The sequence below is a fragment of the Janthinobacterium kochi genome, from assembly GCF_051380715.1.
Taxonomy (GTDB): Bacteria; Pseudomonadota; Gammaproteobacteria; order Burkholderiales; family Burkholderiaceae_D; genus Janthinobacterium.
The window spans coordinates 255,448-272,521 of sequence record NZ_JBNYXO010000007.1 but is presented as its reverse complement, the minus strand read 5'-3'; the positions used below and the strand labels follow the sequence as shown (position 1 = coordinate 272,521).

Sequence of the window (17,074 nt, the reverse complement as noted above, 5' to 3'; positions counted from 1 at the left end):
GATGACCATAGCAAGTTGGTCCCACCCCTTCCCATCCCGAACAGGACCGTGAAACAACTTTGCGCCGATGATAGTGCTGCAACCAGTGTGAAAGTAGGTTATCGTCAGGCTTGTTATATAAAAAAACCCCGCTAGGTGCGGGGTTTTTTTTCGTCTGCAGCATTCATCGGCTTAGATGCCCCAGGTGATGCTTTCACCTTCCGCCTTGGCCGCGCGCAGCATTTCCATCAATGGGTAGGCTCGCTGTGAGAAATGCACTTTCTGTGCGCGCGCATGGGTGCCCGTTTCGCCATCTTCCAGCGTTTCCGGCGTATGCGCATCGTGTTCGATGTCATTTTCCGGATGCAGTTTGCTTTCCGCAACTTCTTTTTCCAGCAAGGCCAGAGCATCGCCCGCTTCGACTGGCGTGATGACGCCGCGCGTGGGGTTCTTGTGCAGGATGTCGAGGATACGCTGGGCATGCTCCTGGTACATCAGCACTTCTGGGGAAGATTTGGATTTGAATGAGATCAACATAAGCACTTTCTGAAACTTGTTGTTAGTGTCGAAACAATATCACGACTTGAAATATCGCACAGGCCGTCCGATTGCCCGGATTGCACATTTGCAAGCCGGATACGGCCATTTGTTGGACAGTGCACGTATTTACAAGAGCTTGCTGACCGTGAAAACATCCGTTTAAGCGAGCGTTAAGTCTCAATCCAGTTTGACTGAGTCCATGAAGGTGTCGATGGTGTCACGCGACAGCTTGCTTTCTTCACCAAGAATGATGACCTGGAAGATACGTTTCTCCTGCGCCACAAAACGGCCGACCAGAAAGACGGGTTTACCTTGCTGCGTGCCCGTCGCTTCGACGCTCAGCGAACTGCGTTGATGGCTGCCGGCTGCCGTGCTGCTGGCAGCCGAGGCCAGTTTTTCGCTGCGCACGACGCCATTGATATTTTTCAGCAGCGCCATCTTCATGGCGGGCAGGGCTGCCTGTGCCTGTTCCGCACTGTCGAGCACGGCGCTGCCGATGGCGAAGGTATTGCCATCAACCTCGCTGGCTGTCATGGTCAGGCTGACTTTCTTGCCATCCAGATCGATCTCGCGTGTCAGCACGGCCGGCTTGCCTGGAAACAGGGCCGTGAACTGGGCGTCGGGGCTGCGATAGTCGCGCCAGTCGAATTTCGGACTGCAGGCGGACAGCGTGCAAGCTGTCGCGAGCGTGGCCAGGAAGAGGGTAAGTGATGTTTTTTTCATCAGCAGATGGTAGCAGCGACGCCAGTCACGCGCAATCGCGCACGTGTGGCGGTCACTGGCCGCCTTATATCTCGCGCAGCACGCGCCGGTACTGGATCGCTTCGGCGACATGCGGCGGCGTGATGGCGGAGCTGTCCGCCAGATCCGCGATGCTGCGTGCCACGCGCAGTACCCGGTGGTAGGTGCGCGCTGACCAGTGCAGGCGCGTCATGGCGCCATGCAACAACTGTTCGCCATGTGGCTCCAGGCGACAATGTTGTTCGATTTCCGTGTTGCTCAGGCGCTGGTTCGATTTCCCCTGACGTGCCAGCTGCAAGGCATAGGCTGCCGCTACCCGCGTGGCGATGGACTGCGTGCTTTCGCCAGGGCCGGCCTGCCGCCCCAGTGCCGCCGGCGGCATGGCAGCCACTTCAATTTGCAGGTCGATACGGTCGAGCAGCGGGCCGGACAGGCGACTGTGATAACGGAGCACGGCGTCGGGCGTGCAGCGGCAACGGCCGGAAGCGTGGCCCAGATAGCCGCACGGGCAGGGATTCATGGCGGCGATCAATTGAAAGCGGGCAGGAAATTCGGCCTGGCGGGCCGCACGCGAAATGCTGATGACGCCCGATTCCATGGGCTGGCGCAAGACATCGAGTACCCGGCGCTGGAATTCGGCGATTTCATCGAGAAACAGCACGCCGCAGTGGGCCAGCGAGATTTCTCCCGGCCGCGGCACGTTGCCGCCGCCCACCAGGGCCACGCCAGACGCCGTCTGATGCGGCGCACGGTAGGGACGACGTTTCCAGTGTTCCACCTTGAAGTGGCCGCCCAGCGAATGCACGGCGGCCGATTCCAGCGCCTCTGCATCGCTCATGGGCGGCAGCACGCCGGGGAAGCGGCTGGCCAGCATGGTCTTGCCAGAGCCCGGCGGCCCCACCATCAAGACGTTGTGACCACCCGCGGCCGCCACTTCCAGTGCGCGTCGCGCCTGCTGCTGCCCTTGCACGTCGGCAAAGTCGGGATACGTGAAAGCATGCGCTGCCAGCACGGGCTGATGGCGCTGCAGGGCGGTCTGGCTGGCGGGCGCGGCAAAATGCGCGCAGACCTCGAGCAGGCTGTGGGCGGGATAGATGCAGGCATCGCTGACCAGCGCCGCCTCGTCCGCGTTCGCTTGCGGCAAGATGAAGGCGCGTGGCGCACCCGACTGGCTGCGCTGCATGGCAAAGGTCATGGCCAAGGCGCCGCGGATGGGGCGCAACTGGCCCGATAGCGACAGTTCGCCCGCGAATTCATAGTGGTGTAATTGGTCGCCCGGCAACTGGCCGGAGGCGGCCAGGATGCCCAGCGCAATGGGCAAGTCGAAGCGGCCCGATTCCTTGGGGAGGTCCGCCGGCGCCAGATTGGCCGTGATGCGCCGCGCCGGCATCTCAAAGCCGCAGTTTTGCAGCGCGGCGCGGACGCGGTCGCGCGATTCCTTCACTTCCGTATCCGGCAGGCCGACTATGGTAAAGGACGGCAAGCCATTGGCAAGGTGGACTTCGACACTTACCTCGGGTGCCTCCATGCCGGCCAGGGCGCGGCTTTTCAGGACGGCCAGACTCATCAGACTCCCCTGTGGCGCGGGCGCGGGCAGGATCAGTCTAGCGCTTGAAGCGCTGTCAGGCTTGAGATATGCCAGCAAGGCCGTGTATAACGCGATCTTGTTGGCGGTACTTTATGCCTTTGGGTCGTTCAGGCGCGTTTCCAGTTCGATCAAGCGCAGTTCCAGTGCATCGAGCTTGGCGCGGGTCTTGGCCAGCACTTGCGCCTGGATATCGAATTCCTCGCGCGTGACGAGATCGAGGCGGGCGAAGCCCTGGGTCATCATTGATTTCACATTTTTCTCGATATCTTTGGCCGGCGAGTTTTCGATGGCTTGATGGATCTTGCCTTGCAAGTCGTTAAAGAAGGTATTCATGTCCATGGTAAGTCCTTTTATGGTGCGGCCTGTGCATCGCACCATTGCGGTGCACAGCGGCGTTAATCTGGTGCGAAACTGGGCGCTTCATTGTGCTTCAGCAGTCCGTATCCGCATTCCTGGGGGTGTGCAGGGCATGTGTGGACGGAAATGCACCTGTCAAGGTGGCAAGAGAGCTGGCACGTATTCTGCTAAAGAAGTGATGAACGCTTTGTGATCTCCAGCCAAGATTTTAAACCTCAACCGCTTTAAAAGTTCAATAAAAGGGAATCGCCATGAAGAATCTGTCCAAGAACATGACTTTAGTAGCAGCGTTGACGCTGGCCATGACCGCCTTGTGCGGTAGCGCCATGGCCCAGGATGCAGTGGCGGCGCCTGCTGCGGCTGAAGCCGTACCTGATAACGTGGTGAGCTACAACGTGGCGCTGACCAGCGACTACCGTTACCGCGGCATCTCGCAAAGCCGTCTGGACCCAGCCATCAGCGGCGGTGCCGACTATACCCATAACCCAACGGGCCTGTATGTGGGCACCTGGCTGTCGAGCATCAAATGGATCAAGGACGGCGGTGGCGATACCAATCTGGAATGGGATATCTACGGCGGCAAGCGGGGCGAGATCAGCAAGGATTTTACTTATGACGTGGGCGGTCTGTACTATTTCTATCCCTCGAATGGACTGAGCACCAATGCCAACACTTTCGAGCTGTACGGCCAGCTCGGCTACGGCCCGATGTATATCAAGTACTCGCATTCGACCACCAATCTGTTCGGTGTTGCCGACAGCAAGAACAGCGGCTACCTCGATGTGGGCGCCAACGTCGAGGTGCATGATGGCTACATGCTGAACCTGCATGCCGGACGTCAGAAGGTCGAGCACAACGATTCCCTCAGCTACAGCGACTACAAGATCGGCGTGACCAAGGACTTTGGCGTGGTGACAGTGGCTCTGGCTGCCGTAAAAGCCAACATCACGTCGCTGGCACCGAACGGCAAGAATCTGGCGAAATCCGGGCTCGTGCTGACCGTGTCCAAAACCTTTTAAGCGAGACTGCCATGAAAATGATTACTGCAATCATTAAACCGTTCAAACTGGACGAAGTCCGTGAAGCTTTGTCGGCTATCAATGTGCAAGGCATTACCGTCACCGAAGTGAAAGGTTTCGGTCGCCAGAAAGGTCACACGGAACTCTACCGTGGCGCCGAGTATGTCGTTGATTTCTTGCCAAAGACCAAGATTGAAGCGGCCGTCGATGACGCCATTGTCGACCAGGCCATCGAAGCGATCGAAGGTGCCGCGCGTACGGGTAAAATCGGTGATGGCAAGATTTTCGTCTACAACCTGGAACAGGTCATCCGCATCCGTACCGGTGAAACCGGCAACGAAGCGCTCTAAGGGGAATATTGATGCATAAAAATATAACAAAATTGCTCGCCGGGATAGCCTGCCTGTGTGCGTTTGGCGTCGCCGCGCCGAGCTTTGCCGATGCGCCCGTCAAGACGGAAGCGGCCACGACCACTGCCGTCGCTGTCCCCGCCGTGACGCCGGTTCCCGACACCGCGCCCGCTGCCGCCGCTCCGGCCCCGGCTGCTGCCGTGCCCGCCGCCACACCCGTCGCCAACAAGGGCGATACCAGCTTCATGATGATCAGTACTTTGCTGGTGATCTTGATGACGATCCCTGGCCTGGCTCTGTTCTACGGCGGCCTGGTGCGCTCGAAGAACATGCTGTCGGTGCTGATGCAAGTGTTCATGGTGTTCGCCCTGGTCATCGTTCTGTGGTGCATCTACGGCTACTCGGTCGCCTTCACGGAAAAAACCGCCTTCTTCGGTGGCTTCGACCGATTGTTCCTGAACGGCATCTGGGATCCGGCCAAGGGCACGTTTGCCGCCGCTGCCACCTTCAGCAAGGGCGTCGTCATTCCCGAGTTCGTGTTTGTCGCTTTCCAGGGCACCTTTGCCGCCATCACGTGCGCACTGATCGTCGGCGCCTTTGCCGAGCGCGCCAAGTTTTCCGCCGTGCTGGCCTTCGTCGTGCTGTGGTTCACGTTCGCCTACCTGCCAGCGGCCCACATGGTCTGGTTCTGGACGGGGCCTGACCTGATCACCAATGCCGCCACCTCGGCCAGCGAAGCGCTCAAAGCGGGCTGGATCTGGCAAAAAGGCGCGCTGGACTTCGCCGGCGGCACCGTAGTGCACATCAACGCTGCCGTCGCTGGCCTGGTGGGCGCGATCTTGATCGGCAAGCGCGTCGGCTACGGCCGCGAATCGATGGCGCCGCACTCGCTGACGATGACCATGATCGGCGCTTCCCTGTTGTGGGTGGGCTGGTTCGGTTTCAATGCCGGTTCTTCGCTGGAAGCGGGCGACGTGGCTGCCCTGGCCTTCGTCAACACGCTGCTGGCCACCGCTGCCGCCACCCTGTCGTGGGTGTTCGGTGAGTGGATCAGCAAAGGCAAGCCATCGATGCTCGGTGGCGCATCGGGCGCCGTGGCTGGCCTGGTGGCGATCACCCCGGCGGCCGGCTTTGTCGGTCCGATGGGTGGCCTGGTCATCGGCTTGCTGGCCGGTGTCGTCTGCCTGTGGGGCGTGAATGGCCTGAAACGCTTGATCGGCGCCGACGATTCGCTCGACGTGTTCGGCGTGCATGGCGTGGGCGGCATCCTCGGTGCCTTGCTGACCGGTGTGTTTGCTGCGCCACAACTGGGCGGTCAAGGCATCTTCGACTATGTCACCAACAAGATGTCGGCTGACCCATATTCCATCGGACACCAGGTGTGGGTGCAGGCGCAAGCGGTCGGCACCACCATCATCTGGTCGGCCGTGGTCTCCGTCATCGCCTATAAACTGGTCGACATCGTCATCGGCCTGCGCGTACCGGAAGAGGAAGAGCGCGAAGGCCTCGATATCACCAGCCACGGCGAGCAAGCTTATCATGGCTAAATAGCAATTATCTGGCATGCCAGCGCCCCGGCGCGGCATGTCCGGCTGGAAAAGGCGCCTCATTGAGGTGCCTTTTTTTCATTGTGGGAATGGAAAAGGTCTTTAAAACAAGGGTTTTGCCCCGATTTGGGGTACTTACACGGTAATATAGTCGGCAGTTCTGTGTGCTTTTTTGAATACTGCACATAATTTAAGGATGTAACTATGGTTCCCCATCTCGTCACGGCCCTGACCGGACCGCTGCTCGACCTCGAAAAAAAGATTCTGGCCGCGACGCCGGCCATTGAGCGCTGGTTTCGCATGGAGTGGCAAGAGCATACGCCGCCCTTCTATTGCTCGGTAGACTTGCGTAATGCGGGCTACAAGCTGGCGCCTGTCGATACCAATCTGTTCCCTGGCGGGTTCCACAACCTGGCCACGGAAATGCTGCCCTTGTCCGTGCAGGCGGCCATGGCCGCCATCGACAAGTATTGCCCGGATGCCCGCAACCTGCTGATGGTGCCGGAATTGCACAACACCACGCCGCAATACCTGCAAAACGTGGCGCGCCTGATGCAGATCTTCCGCCAGACGGGGCTGCACGTACGCCTGGGCTCGTGGTCGCCCGAGATCACCCAGCCGACACCGTTGGCGTTGCCAGATGGCAACATGCTCGTCATCGAGCCCCTCGTGCGCCTGAACAACGGTCGCCGCCTGGGCTTGAAGGATTTCGATCCGTGCACGATCTTGCTGAACAACGACTTGTCAGATGGTATCCCCGATATCTTGCAAAATATCCATGAACAAAGCCTGCTGCCGCCTTTGCACGCGGGCTGGGCTTTGCGCCGCAAGAGCAACCACTACGCGGCCTACGATGAAGTGGTGAAGAAATTCGGCAAGATGATCGATGTCGATCCGTGGATGCTCAATCCCTTCCACGCCAAGTGCAGCGATGTGAATTTTCAGGAAGGCGAGGGCGAAGACGCGCTGGCCGCCAGCGTCGACGTGCTGCTGGCCAAGATCCGCAAGAAATACAAGGAATACGGCATCAAGGAAAAGCCCTTCGTCATCGTCAAGCCCGATGCGGGCACGTATGGCACGGGCATCATGACAGTGCGCGACGCCAGCGAAGTGCGCGACCTGTCGGGCAAGCAGCGTGACAAGATGTCCATCGTCAAGGATGGCAAGGTCGTCACCGACGTGATCATCCAGGAAGGCGTGCCGACCTTCGAGAGCATCAAGGATGCCGTGGCCGAGCCTGTCGTCTACATGATCGACCGCTACGTGGTGGGCGGTTTCTATCGCGTGCACGCAGAGCGTGGCGTGGACCAGAACCTGAACGCGCCCGGCTCGCAGTACGTGCCGCTGGCGTTTGCCCAGCAGCATGCCGTACCGGACTTGAAGGCCAAGCCGGGCACGGCCGCACCGAACCGCTTCTACGTGTATGGCGTGGTGGCGCGCCTGGCCTTGCTGGCCGCGTCGCTGGAAATGGAGCGCACGGACCCGAATCCCGAGGTGTATTGATCCGTCCCCGCAGATCGCCGGGCGCGGTGACTACCGCGTCTGGCGATCTCGGCTAGAATCAAGCATTCCTTATCCAGGCTCCCCGATTGGACGCACCATGAAAATTGCATTCCTTGCCGACCCGCTGGCAGGCTTCAAGACTTACAAAGATTCCACCTTCGCCATGATGCGCGAGGCGGCCAAACGCGGCCACGCCGTGTACGCCTTCGAACAGAAGGACATGGCGCTGGAAGAGGGCATCGTCACGGCACGGGTACGGCATATCGAGCTGACGGGCGACGAGCACGACTGGTACAAGGTCGTCTCCACCGAAGAAGTGCGCCTGTCGACCTTGGACGCCATCATCGAGCGCAAGGATCCGCCGTTCGACATGGAATACGTGTATGGCACGTATCTGCTGGAGCTGGCGGAAAAGCAGGGCGCCTGCGTCTTCAACAAGCCGTCCGCCATCCGCGACAACAATGAAAAGCTGGCCATTGCGCAGTTTTCCGAATTCACCTCGCCGACCCTGGTGACGTCGGATGAAGCGCGCCTGCGCGCTTTCCACGCCAAGCACCAGGACGTCATCTTCAAGCCGCTCGACGGCATGGGCGGCACGGGCATCTTCCGCGTCAAGGCCGATGGCCTGAATCTGGGCGCCATCATCGAGACCTTGAGCGAAAACGGCGCGCAGACCATCATGGCGCAGCGTTTTATTGCCGACATCGTCAAGGGCGACAAGCGCATCCTCGTCATCGGCGGCAAGCCGGTGCCGTTTTCGCTGGCGCGCATCCCGCAGGCGGGTGAAGTGCGCGGCAACCTGGCCGCCGGCGGCACGGGCGTGGCGCAGCCATTGACGGCGCGCGACCTGGAAATCGCAGAAAAGCTGGGCCCGATCCTGGCCGCGCGTGGCCTGATGCTGGTAGGATTGGACGTGATCGGCGACTATCTGACGGAAGTCAATGTCACCAGCCCGACCTGCTTCCAGGAAATCATGCAGCAGACGGGTTTTGACGTGGCGGCCATGTTTGTCGACGCCGTCGAAGACGGCGTTGCGCAAGCGCAGCAGCGCCAGAAGGTGAAATGACTATGGTAGGGATTTTGCTCATGACACATGCACCGCTGGGACAGGCGTTCATCGCCGCTTGCGCGCATGTGTTTCGCGGGCCAACGGAACGTTTTGAAGCCATCGACGTCGTCGCCGACCAAGACCTGGCGGAAGTGCAAAAGCTGGCGTCGGACGCCATCTGCCGCCTCGACGACGGCTCCGGCGTGCTGGTGATTACCGACGTGAAGGGCGGCACGCCGTCGAACTGCTGCAACAAGCTGGCCGATGCGGGCAGGGTGGAAGTCATCGCCGGCATCAGCCTGCCGATGCTGCTGCGCGCCATCACGTATCGCCGCGACACGCTTGACGTGGTGGTGGAGATGGCGCTGGCCGGTGCGCAAAGCGGCGCCGTGCGCGTCGATAACCGCATCCGTGTGGGCGAATAAGGAAGTGCATGGCCGCCGCCCTGAAGGCGGCGGGTTTTATAGACCAAGATTGTCATCAGCGTAGTGCATTCAGGGATAGAGACCATACAAAAATGATTCAAAGAGAACTCGAAATCATCAACAAGCTGGGACTGCACGCACGCGCCTCCGCCAAATTTACCCAGCTCGCCGCCAAGTTCAAGAGCGACGTCTGGCTGACCCGCAACGCGCGCCGCATCAACGCCAAGTCCATCATGGGCGTGATGATGCTGGCCGCCGGCAAGGGCGCGAAAGTGACCCTGGAAGCCGAGGGCGATGATGAGCAGGCATGTGTCGATGCGCTCACCGCCCTGATTAATGACAGGTTTGGCGAAGGCGAGTAATGCCCGCCGAACGCAGCCGCAGCCGCATTCCGACAGGTCACCCCATGGCATCTTTCACGCTCCACGGCATCCCGGTCTCCCGCGGCATCGCCATTGGCCGCGCGCATCTGCTGGCGCCGGCCGCCCTTGACGTCAAACATTACCTGGTCGCCCAGGAGCAGATCGAAGCCGAAGTCCAGCGCTTGCAAAACGCCATCGCCGCCGTCCACAAGGAACTGCAAACCCTGTGGAATGAGTTACCGAAAGATGCGCCCACCGAGCTCGGTGCGTTCATCGACGTGCATGCGCTGATTCTGTCGGACCCGCTGATCGCCGAAGCGCCGCTCGACATCATTCGTTCGCGCCACTACAACGCCGAATGGGCGCTGTTGACGCAGATCGATGAGCTGTCGGCCCAGTTCGATGAAATCGAAGACCCGTATCTGCGCGAGCGCAAGGCCGATATCCAGCAAGTGGCCGAACGCGTGCTGAAGGTCTTGCTGGGCACCGAACAGCTGCTGCCCAAGGCGGCGGCCGAAGATGAATTGCTGGCGCAGATGATCGTCGTCGCCCACGACATCTCTCCGGCCGACATGCTGCAATTCCGCGACCGCTCCTTCATCGGTTTCATCACCGACGTGGGCGGGCAGAACTCGCACACGGCCATCGTCGCGCGCAGCCTGGATATCCCGGCAGCCGTCGGCATGTCGCAGGCGTCGATGTTGATCGAGCAGGACGACTGGCTGATCATCGACGGCGACGCCGGCGTGGTTATCGCCAACCCCAGCGCCCTGGTGCTGGAGCAGTACCGCGAGCGCCAGGTGGCCATGCAGCGCGCGCGCAAGAAGCTGGGCAAGCTGAAAAAGACGCCGGCCGTGACCAAATGCGGCACGCCCGTTACCCTGCTGGCAAATATCGAATTGCCCGAAGATTGCGCGTTTGCGCTGGAGTCCGGCGCCAGCGGCGTGGGGTTGTTCCGCTCCGAATTCCTGTTCATGGGCCGCGCCCACAAGATTCCCACCGAGGACGAGCAGTTCGAGGCTTACCGCAACACGGTGCAGTCGATGAAAGGGCGCGTGGTGACTATCCGCACGCTCGACATCGGCGCCGACAAGCCGCTCGACCAGTCCGAGCATACAGCGTTGAATCCCGCGCTGGGCCTGCGCGCCATCCGTTACTGCCTGGCCGAGCCGCAGCTGTTCCTGACGCAGCTGCGTGCCATTCTGCGCGCCTCGGCTTTCGGCAAGGTGCGCATCCTGATCCCCATGCTCGCGCATGCCTTCGAGATCGACCAGTCGCTGGCAATGATCGCGCAAGCGAAGGCCAGCCTGCGCGAGGAGGGCGTCAAGTTCGACGACGCCGTCGAAGTGGGCGCCATGATCGAGATTCCGGCCGCCGCGCTGGCTTTGCCCATGTTCGTCAAGCGCATGGATTTCCTGTCGATCGGCACGAATGACCTGATCCAGTACACCCTGGCCATCGACCGCGTCGATTACGAAGTGGCGCATTTGTACAATCCGCTGCACCCGGCCGTGCTGCAGTTGATCTCCATGACGATAGTGGCCGGCCACAAGGCGGGCATCGACGTGGCCGTCTGCGGCGAAATGGCGGGCGACGTGAAGCTCACGCGCTTGCTGCTGGGCATGGGACTGCGCGAGTTTTCCATGCATCCGGCCCAGCTGTTAGCGGTCAAGCAAGAGATCCTCAACAGCGACCTGGGCCTGATCGCACCACAAATGCGCAAAATTATGCGTTCCATGGAACCAAATGTGATCGCGGAAGCCGTCCGGCAACTGCAGCTCATGTAAACTGTCACCTTATCGGCATCAGGACACATCGCGCGCGGCAAGATGGTTCCTGATGCTACAGTTGCAGCACCTATCATCGCGGTGCTGCATCGACCATGGCCCGTGGGGCCACCCCTTTTTATAAACCGACACACATGTCATCCATTGGAATCGTTTCGCCGCAAACCATGTATTTTGCGCAACCCCTGCAGCTGCAAAGCGGTGCATCGCTGCGCGACTATATGTTGATGTATGAAACCTACGGCACCCTGAACGCCGACAAATCGAACGCAGTGCTGGTCTGCCATGCCCTGAACGCCTCGCACCACGTGGCCGGCGTATACGCGGATGAACCGAAAAGCACGGGCTGGTGGGACAATATGGTGGGACCGGGCAAGCCGCTCGACACCAATAAATTCTTCGTCATCGGCGTCAACAACCTGGGCTCCTGCTTCGGCTCGACGGGCCCCATGCACACCAATCCCGCCACCGGCAAGCCGTATGGCGCTTCTTTCCCCGTCGTCACGGTGGAAGACTGGGTCAGCGCGCAGGCGCGCCTGGCCGATGAACTGGGCATCGCCCAGTTCGCCGCCGTGATGGGAGGATCGCTGGGCGGCATGCAGGCGTTGGCGTGGAGCATCATGTTCCCCGAGCGCTTGCGCCACTGCGTGGTGATCGCCTCGACGGCCAAGCTGTCGGCGCAAAATATCGCCTTCAATGACGTGGCGCGCCAGGCCATCCTGTCCGACCCTGATTACCATGGCGGCGACTTCTATGCGCACGGCGTGGTGCCGAAGAACGGCTTGCGCGTGGCGCGCATGGTGGGCCACATCACGTATCTGTCGAATGACGACATGGCCGAGAAATTCGGCCGCAAGCTGCGCGATGCGGCGCAGACGGGCGACTACAAATTCGGCTTCGGCATCGACTTCGAGATCGAATCATATTTGCGCTACCAGGGCGACAAGTTCTCTGAATACTTCGACGCCAACACGTATCTGCTGATCACCAAGGCACTCGATTATTTCGATCCGGCGCGCGCGCATGGCGGCGACCTGGCCAAGGCCCTGTCGGGCACCAAGGCCAGGTTCTTCCTCGCCTCGTTTTCCACCGACTGGCGCTTCTCGCCTGAGCGCAGCCGCGAAATTGTCGAGGCGCTGGTGTGCAACCGCCGCCAGGTCACGTATGCGGAAATCGATGCGCCGCACGGCCACGACGCCTTCCTGCTGGAAGATGCGCGCTACATGAACATGGTGCGCGCCTATTATGGCCAGGTATGGAACGACATCGGGGCGGGCTTGCCCGCTCCTGCACAGCACACCGCCGTCCGCCAGGGCGCCAAGGAGATCGCATGACTTTTGACGAATTGAGCGCGCTGCGCCCCGACCTGGCCTTCATCGCCCACTGGGTGCCGAACAACGCGCACGTGCTGGACGTGGGCTGTGGCGAAGGCGTGATGCTGCAATACCTGCAAAGCGACAAGGAGTGCAGCGGCTATGGCATCGAGATTGCCGATGACAAGGTGCTGGCCAGTACCCTGCGCGGCGTCAACGTGATCCAGCAGGACATGGAAAAAGGCCTGGCCATCTTTGGTGACAACAGCTTCGACACGGTGCTGTGCCTGTCGTCGCTGCAGATGATGAAGCAGGTCGAGCCGCTGCTGCGCGACATCGTGCGCGTGGGCGCCGAGGCCATCGTCTCGTTCCCCAACTTCGCCTACTGGCCGCACCGCGTGGCGTTGCTGAAAGGGCGCATGCCCGTGTCGAAATCGCTGCCCTATCAGTGGTACGACACCCCCAACGTGCGCTGCGCAACCATCAACGACTTCCGTGAACTGGCCGAGGAATGCGGCCTGGAAGTGATCGAATGCGTGGCCCTGGCCGAAGGCAAGATGGTCTCCGTGCTGCCCAACCTGCGCGGCGACCTGGCCGTTTTCCGCCTGCGTAAAAAAGCGGTGCATTGATGAACGCAAGCCCGGCGCCAGGCTGGCGTTCCTATGCCAATGGCCGCATGCTGGCCGTGCTGGTGCTGGGCTTCAGTTCCGGCCTGCCCCTGTTTATCTTGCTGTATTTGCTGCAGGCATGGCTGGCCAAGTCGGGGCTGAATGTGAAGGCGCTGGGGCTGTTCGCCCTGGTGCAGTTTCCGTATATCTGGAAGTTCCTGTGGGCGCCCCTGATGGACCGCTACCGCATCCTGGGCCTGGGACGCCGGCGCGGCTGGATGGCGCTAACGCAAGTGGCGCTGTTTTTTGCCATCGGCGCCATGGGCATGCTCGATCCGCTCACGCAGATCGGCCTGATCGCGTTTGCTGCCGGTGGCGTGGCCTTTCTGTCGGCCAGCCAGGACATCGTCATCGACGCCTACCGGCGCGAAATCCTTAGCGACAACGAGCAGGGCCTGGGCGCCGCCGTCATCGTCAACGCGTATAAAGTGGCGGGCATGGTGCCGGGCGCGCTGTCGCTGATCCTGGCCGACCGCATGCCGTGGCAGCCCGTCTTCTGGATCACGGCCGCCTTCATGTTGCCGGGGTTTGTGTGCACCTTGCTGATCAGGGAGCCGACCGTGTATGGCTCGCCGCCGAAGACCATGCGCGAAGCGATCATCTTGCCATTTCAGGAATTCATCGCGCGCGATGGTTGGCGTAACGCAATGTGGATCCTTGCTTTCGTATTACTCTATAAAATCGGCGACAGCATGGCCACGGCGCTGGCGACGAAGTTTTATCTCGACCTGGGTTTTAGCATGACGCAGATCGGCCTGGCCGCCAATACCACGGGTTTCTGGGCCAGCCTGGCCGGCGGCGTGGTGGGCGGCATATGGATGCTCAAGCTGGGCATCAACCGGGGCCTGTGGGTGTTCGGCGCGCTGCAGGCGATCGCGATTCTTGGCTTTGCCTGGCTGGCGCAGGTGGGGCCGAACACCATGCTATTGAGCGCCGTGATCGGTTTTGAAGCTTTCGCCAGCCTGGGCCTGGGTGCGGCCGCCTTTGTCGCGTTCCTGTCGCGCACCACGGACCCGCGCTACACTGCCACGCAATATGCCCTGTTTTCCAGCCTGAGCGCCGTGCCGCGCACCCTGATCAATGCCTCGGTGGGTTTCCTGGTCGCCGAGCTGGGCTGGTTCTCGTTTTTCATCGTTTGCTTCTTCCTGGCCTTCCCGGCCATGATGATGCTGCCTAAAATCGCTCCATGGAGGTCTGCCAATGGCACCAATATCCCTTAAACGCTACACCGTCCTGGCCAGCCTGTGCGCAGCCACCGCGCTGGCGCCCCTGTCCGTCTTCGCCCAGCAGGCGACGGTACAGGATGGCATCAAGGTACGTCCTTTGTCGACCTCGCGCATCTTTGCCGGCGGCGCCGATTTCAATGCACAATCGAAGCAGCAATATACGCAGCTGGTCAACGAAGCGAAGGAAAAAAACGCGCTGGTGCCGGACAACGATCCGCAAGTGAAACGCCTGCGCGCCATCGCCCAGCGCATCATCCCGTTCGCCACGCGCTGGAACGAGGCGGCGGCCAACTGGAACTGGCAGGTCAACCTGCTCAACTCGGACGAGGTCAACGCCTTTTGCATGCCGGGCGGGCAGATCGCTTTTTACAGCGGCATTATCACCAAGCTGAACCTGACCGACGATGAAGTGGCCGTCGTCATGGGGCATGAAATTTCGCACGCCTTGCGCGAACACTCGCAGGCGCAGGCCGGCAAGGGCAACCTGGCGGCCGTCGGCGCCAAGCTGGCCGGCGCTGGCCTGTCGGCCTGGCTCGGCGTCGATCCGAATCTGACCAGCACCGCCACGAACATGGCGGCCAAGGGCGTGATGCTGAAGTTCTCGCGCGACGATGAACGCGAAGCGGACCTGATCGGCATGGACCTGGCTGCGCGTGCCGGTTTCGATCCGCGCGCAGGCGTGGTGCTGTGGCAAAAGATGGCGGCGGTCAGCAAGGGCGCGCCGCCGGAATTCCTCTCGACGCACCCGTCGGGCAGTGACCGCATCTCGCAGATGAACAGCCACATGGCGCAAGTGCTGCCGTTGTACGCGCGCAGCAAGGGCGTCAGCGTGGATGCCTTGCCGCCCTACCGCAGCAACGCCATCGCTGCGCGCTAGGATGTCTTCCCGTCGCAGTCCTGCGCCATTGCCCATGCGCGACGGCGTAGCGGCCAGCTATCTGTGGCTGCCGGAGGGGCAGTGGCCGGACATGCTGTCGTTTCTGCTCGAGCACTATCCGCAGATCAGCGCCGCGCAATGGCAAGACCGCATGGCGCGCGGCGACGTGGTCAATGGCGACGGCGCCGTGCTTGAACCGGACAGCGCATACCGACGCGGCATGCGCATTTTTTACTACCGGGAGCTGGAGTGCGAAACGCCGATCCCCTTCCAGGAAGAGATCCTGTTTCAGGATGAACACCTGGTGGTGGTCGACAAGCCGCATTTTCTGCCCATGACGCCGGCCGGGCGATTCGTGCAGGAGACCCTGCTGACGCGCCTGAAGAAAAACCTGGACTGCGCCGAGCTGACGCCGATCCACCGCCTCGACCGCGAGACGGCTGGCGTGGTGATTTTTTCGCGCCAGGTAGCCAGTCGTGGCGCGTATCAGTCGCTGTTCCAGCGCCGTGAAGTGCGCAAGACGTATGAGGCGCTGGCGCCACGCCTGGATGGCCGCGATTTTCCGTTCACCTATCGCAGCCGCATGGTCGAGGGCGCGCAGTTTTTTCTTATGCGCGAGGAAGCGGGCGAACCGAATTCGGAAACCATCATCGACGTGGTCGAAGAGCGCGGCGACATGAACCTGTACCGGCTGCAGCCGCACACGGGCCGCAAGCACCAGCTGCGCGTGCATCTGGCCGCGCTGGGCATCCCCATCGTCAACGATGCGTTTTACCCCGTTGCCCTGCCGTGCAAGGAAGACGACATGTCGCACCCGCTGCAGTTGCTGGCGCGCGCGATCGATTTCACGGACCCTTTGAGCGGCGAGCCGCGCTACTTCGAGAGCCGGCGCAGCCTGTAGCGGTGATTAGGCCTTGATGGTGTAATCGACGATCAAGGGCGCGTGGTCGGAGAAACGTTCGTCCTTGTAGACGCTGACCGTGTGCGCCTGCGCCGCGATGCCGGGGGTGGCGACGTGGTAGTCGATGCGCCAGCCCACGTTCTTTGCGTAGGCTTGTCCGCGGTTGCTCCACCATGTGTACTGGTCTTCGCGCTTGTCCAGGCCGCGGTGCACGTCGACAAAGCCCACTTCGTCGAAGACGCGCGTCAGCCACGCGCGCTCTTCCGGCAGGAAGCCGGAATTCTTCTTGTTGCCCTTCCAGTTCTTCAGGTCGATTTCATGGTGGGCGATGTTCCAGTCGCCGCAGATGACCACTTCACGCCCCAGCGCCTTCAATGCCAGCAAGTGAGGCAGGAACAATTCCATGAAGCGGAACTTGGCTTCCTGGCGTTCCGGACCGGATGATCCGGACGGGCAGTACACGGAAATGACGGACAGGTTGCCAAAATCACAGCGTACGTAGCGGCCTTCGGCATCGAATTCCGGGCTGCCGAAACCGATATGCACGGCGTCCGGTTCGACCTTGCTGTACACGCCCGTGCCCGAATAGCCTTTTTTCTCGGCGTAGTGGAAATGGCCATGGTAGCCGTGCGGATTGAGGAATTCCGGCGTCATGTCGGGCAATTGCGCCTTCAATTCCTGCACGCAGATGAAATCGGCCGTCTGCGTGCCCATCCAGTTGAAAAAGCCTTTTTTTGCGGCGGAACGGATGCCGTTCAGGTTGGCAGAGATAATTTTTGGCATAGATTGAGAGTGAATAGGGCGCTGGACGGGGCCGGCGGGCGCGGCATGGCGATTGTCTCG

Annotated in this window: 18 protein-coding genes and 1 rRNA gene; 14 read left to right on the top strand and 5 right to left on the bottom strand. The window is 61.1% G+C overall.

The window, feature by feature from the left end; genetic code table 11:
• Positions 1-110: ribosomal RNA gene (rrf, locus tag ACQ4WL_RS17675) — 5S ribosomal RNA — on the top strand; the annotation flags it as partial.
• A gap of 61 nt (positions 111-171) precedes the next feature.
• Here the strand turns inward: rrf and ACQ4WL_RS17670 are convergent.
• The 4 genes from ACQ4WL_RS17670 to ACQ4WL_RS17655 form a co-directional block, all read right to left on the bottom strand.
• Positions 172-516, bottom strand: a complete 345-nt coding sequence (locus ACQ4WL_RS17670) for a DUF1840 domain-containing protein (protein WP_436510907.1) — start codon at positions 514-516, stop codon at positions 172-174.
• 180 nt (positions 517-696) lie between these two features.
• A complete protein-coding gene (locus ACQ4WL_RS17665; RefSeq protein WP_436510905.1) occupies positions 697-1,242 on the bottom strand; it encodes a hypothetical protein in 546 nt (181 codons plus the stop codon).
• Between the two features lie 64 nt (positions 1,243-1,306).
• Complete coding sequence (locus ACQ4WL_RS17660; protein WP_436510904.1) at positions 1,307-2,827, bottom strand: YifB family Mg chelatase-like AAA ATPase; 1,521 nt, start codon at positions 2,825-2,827, stop codon at positions 1,307-1,309.
• Between the two features lie 111 nt (positions 2,828-2,938).
• A complete protein-coding gene (locus ACQ4WL_RS17655; protein ID WP_035824443.1) occupies positions 2,939-3,187 on the bottom strand; it encodes an accessory factor UbiK family protein in 249 nt (82 codons plus the stop codon).
• 269 nt (positions 3,188-3,456) lie between these two features.
• Here ACQ4WL_RS17655 and ACQ4WL_RS17650 point away from each other — a divergent pair, with 269 nt between their 5' ends.
• From ACQ4WL_RS17650 to ACQ4WL_RS17590, 13 genes are all read left to right on the top strand, one after another.
• Positions 3,457-4,224 (top strand): TorF family putative porin, encoded by a 768-nt coding sequence (locus ACQ4WL_RS17650; RefSeq protein WP_436510903.1) that lies wholly within the window; start codon positions 3,457-3,459, stop codon positions 4,222-4,224.
• Positions 4,225-4,235: 11 nt separating this feature from the next.
• On the top strand, positions 4,236-4,574 hold the full coding sequence (locus ACQ4WL_RS17645) for a P-II family nitrogen regulator (RefSeq protein WP_010393464.1): 339 nt from the start codon (positions 4,236-4,238) through the stop codon (positions 4,572-4,574).
• A gap of 11 nt (positions 4,575-4,585) precedes the next feature.
• Positions 4,586-6,121 (top strand): ammonium transporter, encoded by a 1,536-nt coding sequence (locus tag ACQ4WL_RS17640; protein WP_436510902.1) that lies wholly within the window; start codon positions 4,586-4,588, stop codon positions 6,119-6,121.
• A 204-nt stretch (positions 6,122-6,325) separates the two neighbouring features.
• A complete protein-coding gene (gene gshA / locus ACQ4WL_RS17635; RefSeq protein WP_436510901.1) occupies positions 6,326-7,624 on the top strand; it encodes a glutamate--cysteine ligase in 1,299 nt (432 codons plus the stop codon).
• 97 nt (positions 7,625-7,721) lie between these two features.
• Positions 7,722-8,690, top strand: coding sequence for a glutathione synthase (gshB, locus tag ACQ4WL_RS17630; protein ID WP_436510900.1), 969 nt, complete (start codon positions 7,722-7,724; stop codon positions 8,688-8,690).
• Between the two features lie 2 nt (positions 8,691-8,692).
• A complete protein-coding gene (locus ACQ4WL_RS17625) occupies positions 8,693-9,097 on the top strand; it encodes a PTS sugar transporter subunit IIA (protein WP_035824452.1) in 405 nt (134 codons plus the stop codon).
• Between the two features lie 92 nt (positions 9,098-9,189).
• Positions 9,190-9,459 (top strand): HPr family phosphocarrier protein, encoded by a 270-nt coding sequence (locus ACQ4WL_RS17620; RefSeq protein WP_034749416.1) that lies wholly within the window; start codon positions 9,190-9,192, stop codon positions 9,457-9,459.
• Between the two features lie 44 nt (positions 9,460-9,503).
• Positions 9,504-11,246, top strand: coding sequence for a phosphoenolpyruvate--protein phosphotransferase (ptsP, locus tag ACQ4WL_RS17615; protein WP_436510899.1), 1,743 nt, complete (start codon positions 9,504-9,506; stop codon positions 11,244-11,246).
• Positions 11,247-11,380: 134 nt separating this feature from the next.
• Positions 11,381-12,580: a homoserine O-succinyltransferase MetX gene (gene metX / locus ACQ4WL_RS17610; protein WP_436510897.1), complete on the top strand. Its 1,200-nt coding sequence runs from the start codon at positions 11,381-11,383 to the stop codon at positions 12,578-12,580.
• Positions 12,577-13,188 carry a methionine biosynthesis protein MetW gene (gene metW / locus ACQ4WL_RS17605; RefSeq protein WP_070222822.1) on the top strand — a complete coding sequence of 204 codons (612 nt, stop codon included), beginning with the start codon at positions 12,577-12,579 and terminating at the stop codon, positions 13,186-13,188. Before metX ends, metW begins: the two co-directional genes overlap by 4 nt.
• Positions 13,188-14,447: an AmpG family muropeptide MFS transporter gene (locus tag ACQ4WL_RS17600; RefSeq protein ID WP_436510895.1), complete on the top strand. Its 1,260-nt coding sequence runs from the start codon at positions 13,188-13,190 to the stop codon at positions 14,445-14,447. The genes metW and ACQ4WL_RS17600 overlap by 1 nt, the downstream gene beginning before the upstream one ends.
• Positions 14,428-15,330 (top strand): M48 family metallopeptidase, encoded by a 903-nt coding sequence (locus tag ACQ4WL_RS17595; protein ID WP_436510894.1) that lies wholly within the window; start codon positions 14,428-14,430, stop codon positions 15,328-15,330. The genes ACQ4WL_RS17600 and ACQ4WL_RS17595 overlap by 20 nt, the downstream gene beginning before the upstream one ends.
• A 34-nt stretch (positions 15,331-15,364) precedes the next feature.
• A complete protein-coding gene (locus ACQ4WL_RS17590; protein WP_436510892.1) occupies positions 15,365-16,231 on the top strand; it encodes an RluA family pseudouridine synthase in 867 nt (288 codons plus the stop codon).
• A gap of 6 nt (positions 16,232-16,237) precedes the next feature.
• Here ACQ4WL_RS17590 and ACQ4WL_RS17585 read toward each other — a convergent pair whose 3' ends face one another.
• Positions 16,238-17,014 carry an exodeoxyribonuclease III gene (locus ACQ4WL_RS17585; protein WP_436510890.1) on the bottom strand — a complete coding sequence of 259 codons (777 nt, stop codon included), beginning with the start codon at positions 17,012-17,014 and terminating at the stop codon, positions 16,238-16,240.
• Positions 17,015-17,074 lie beyond the last annotated feature (60 nt).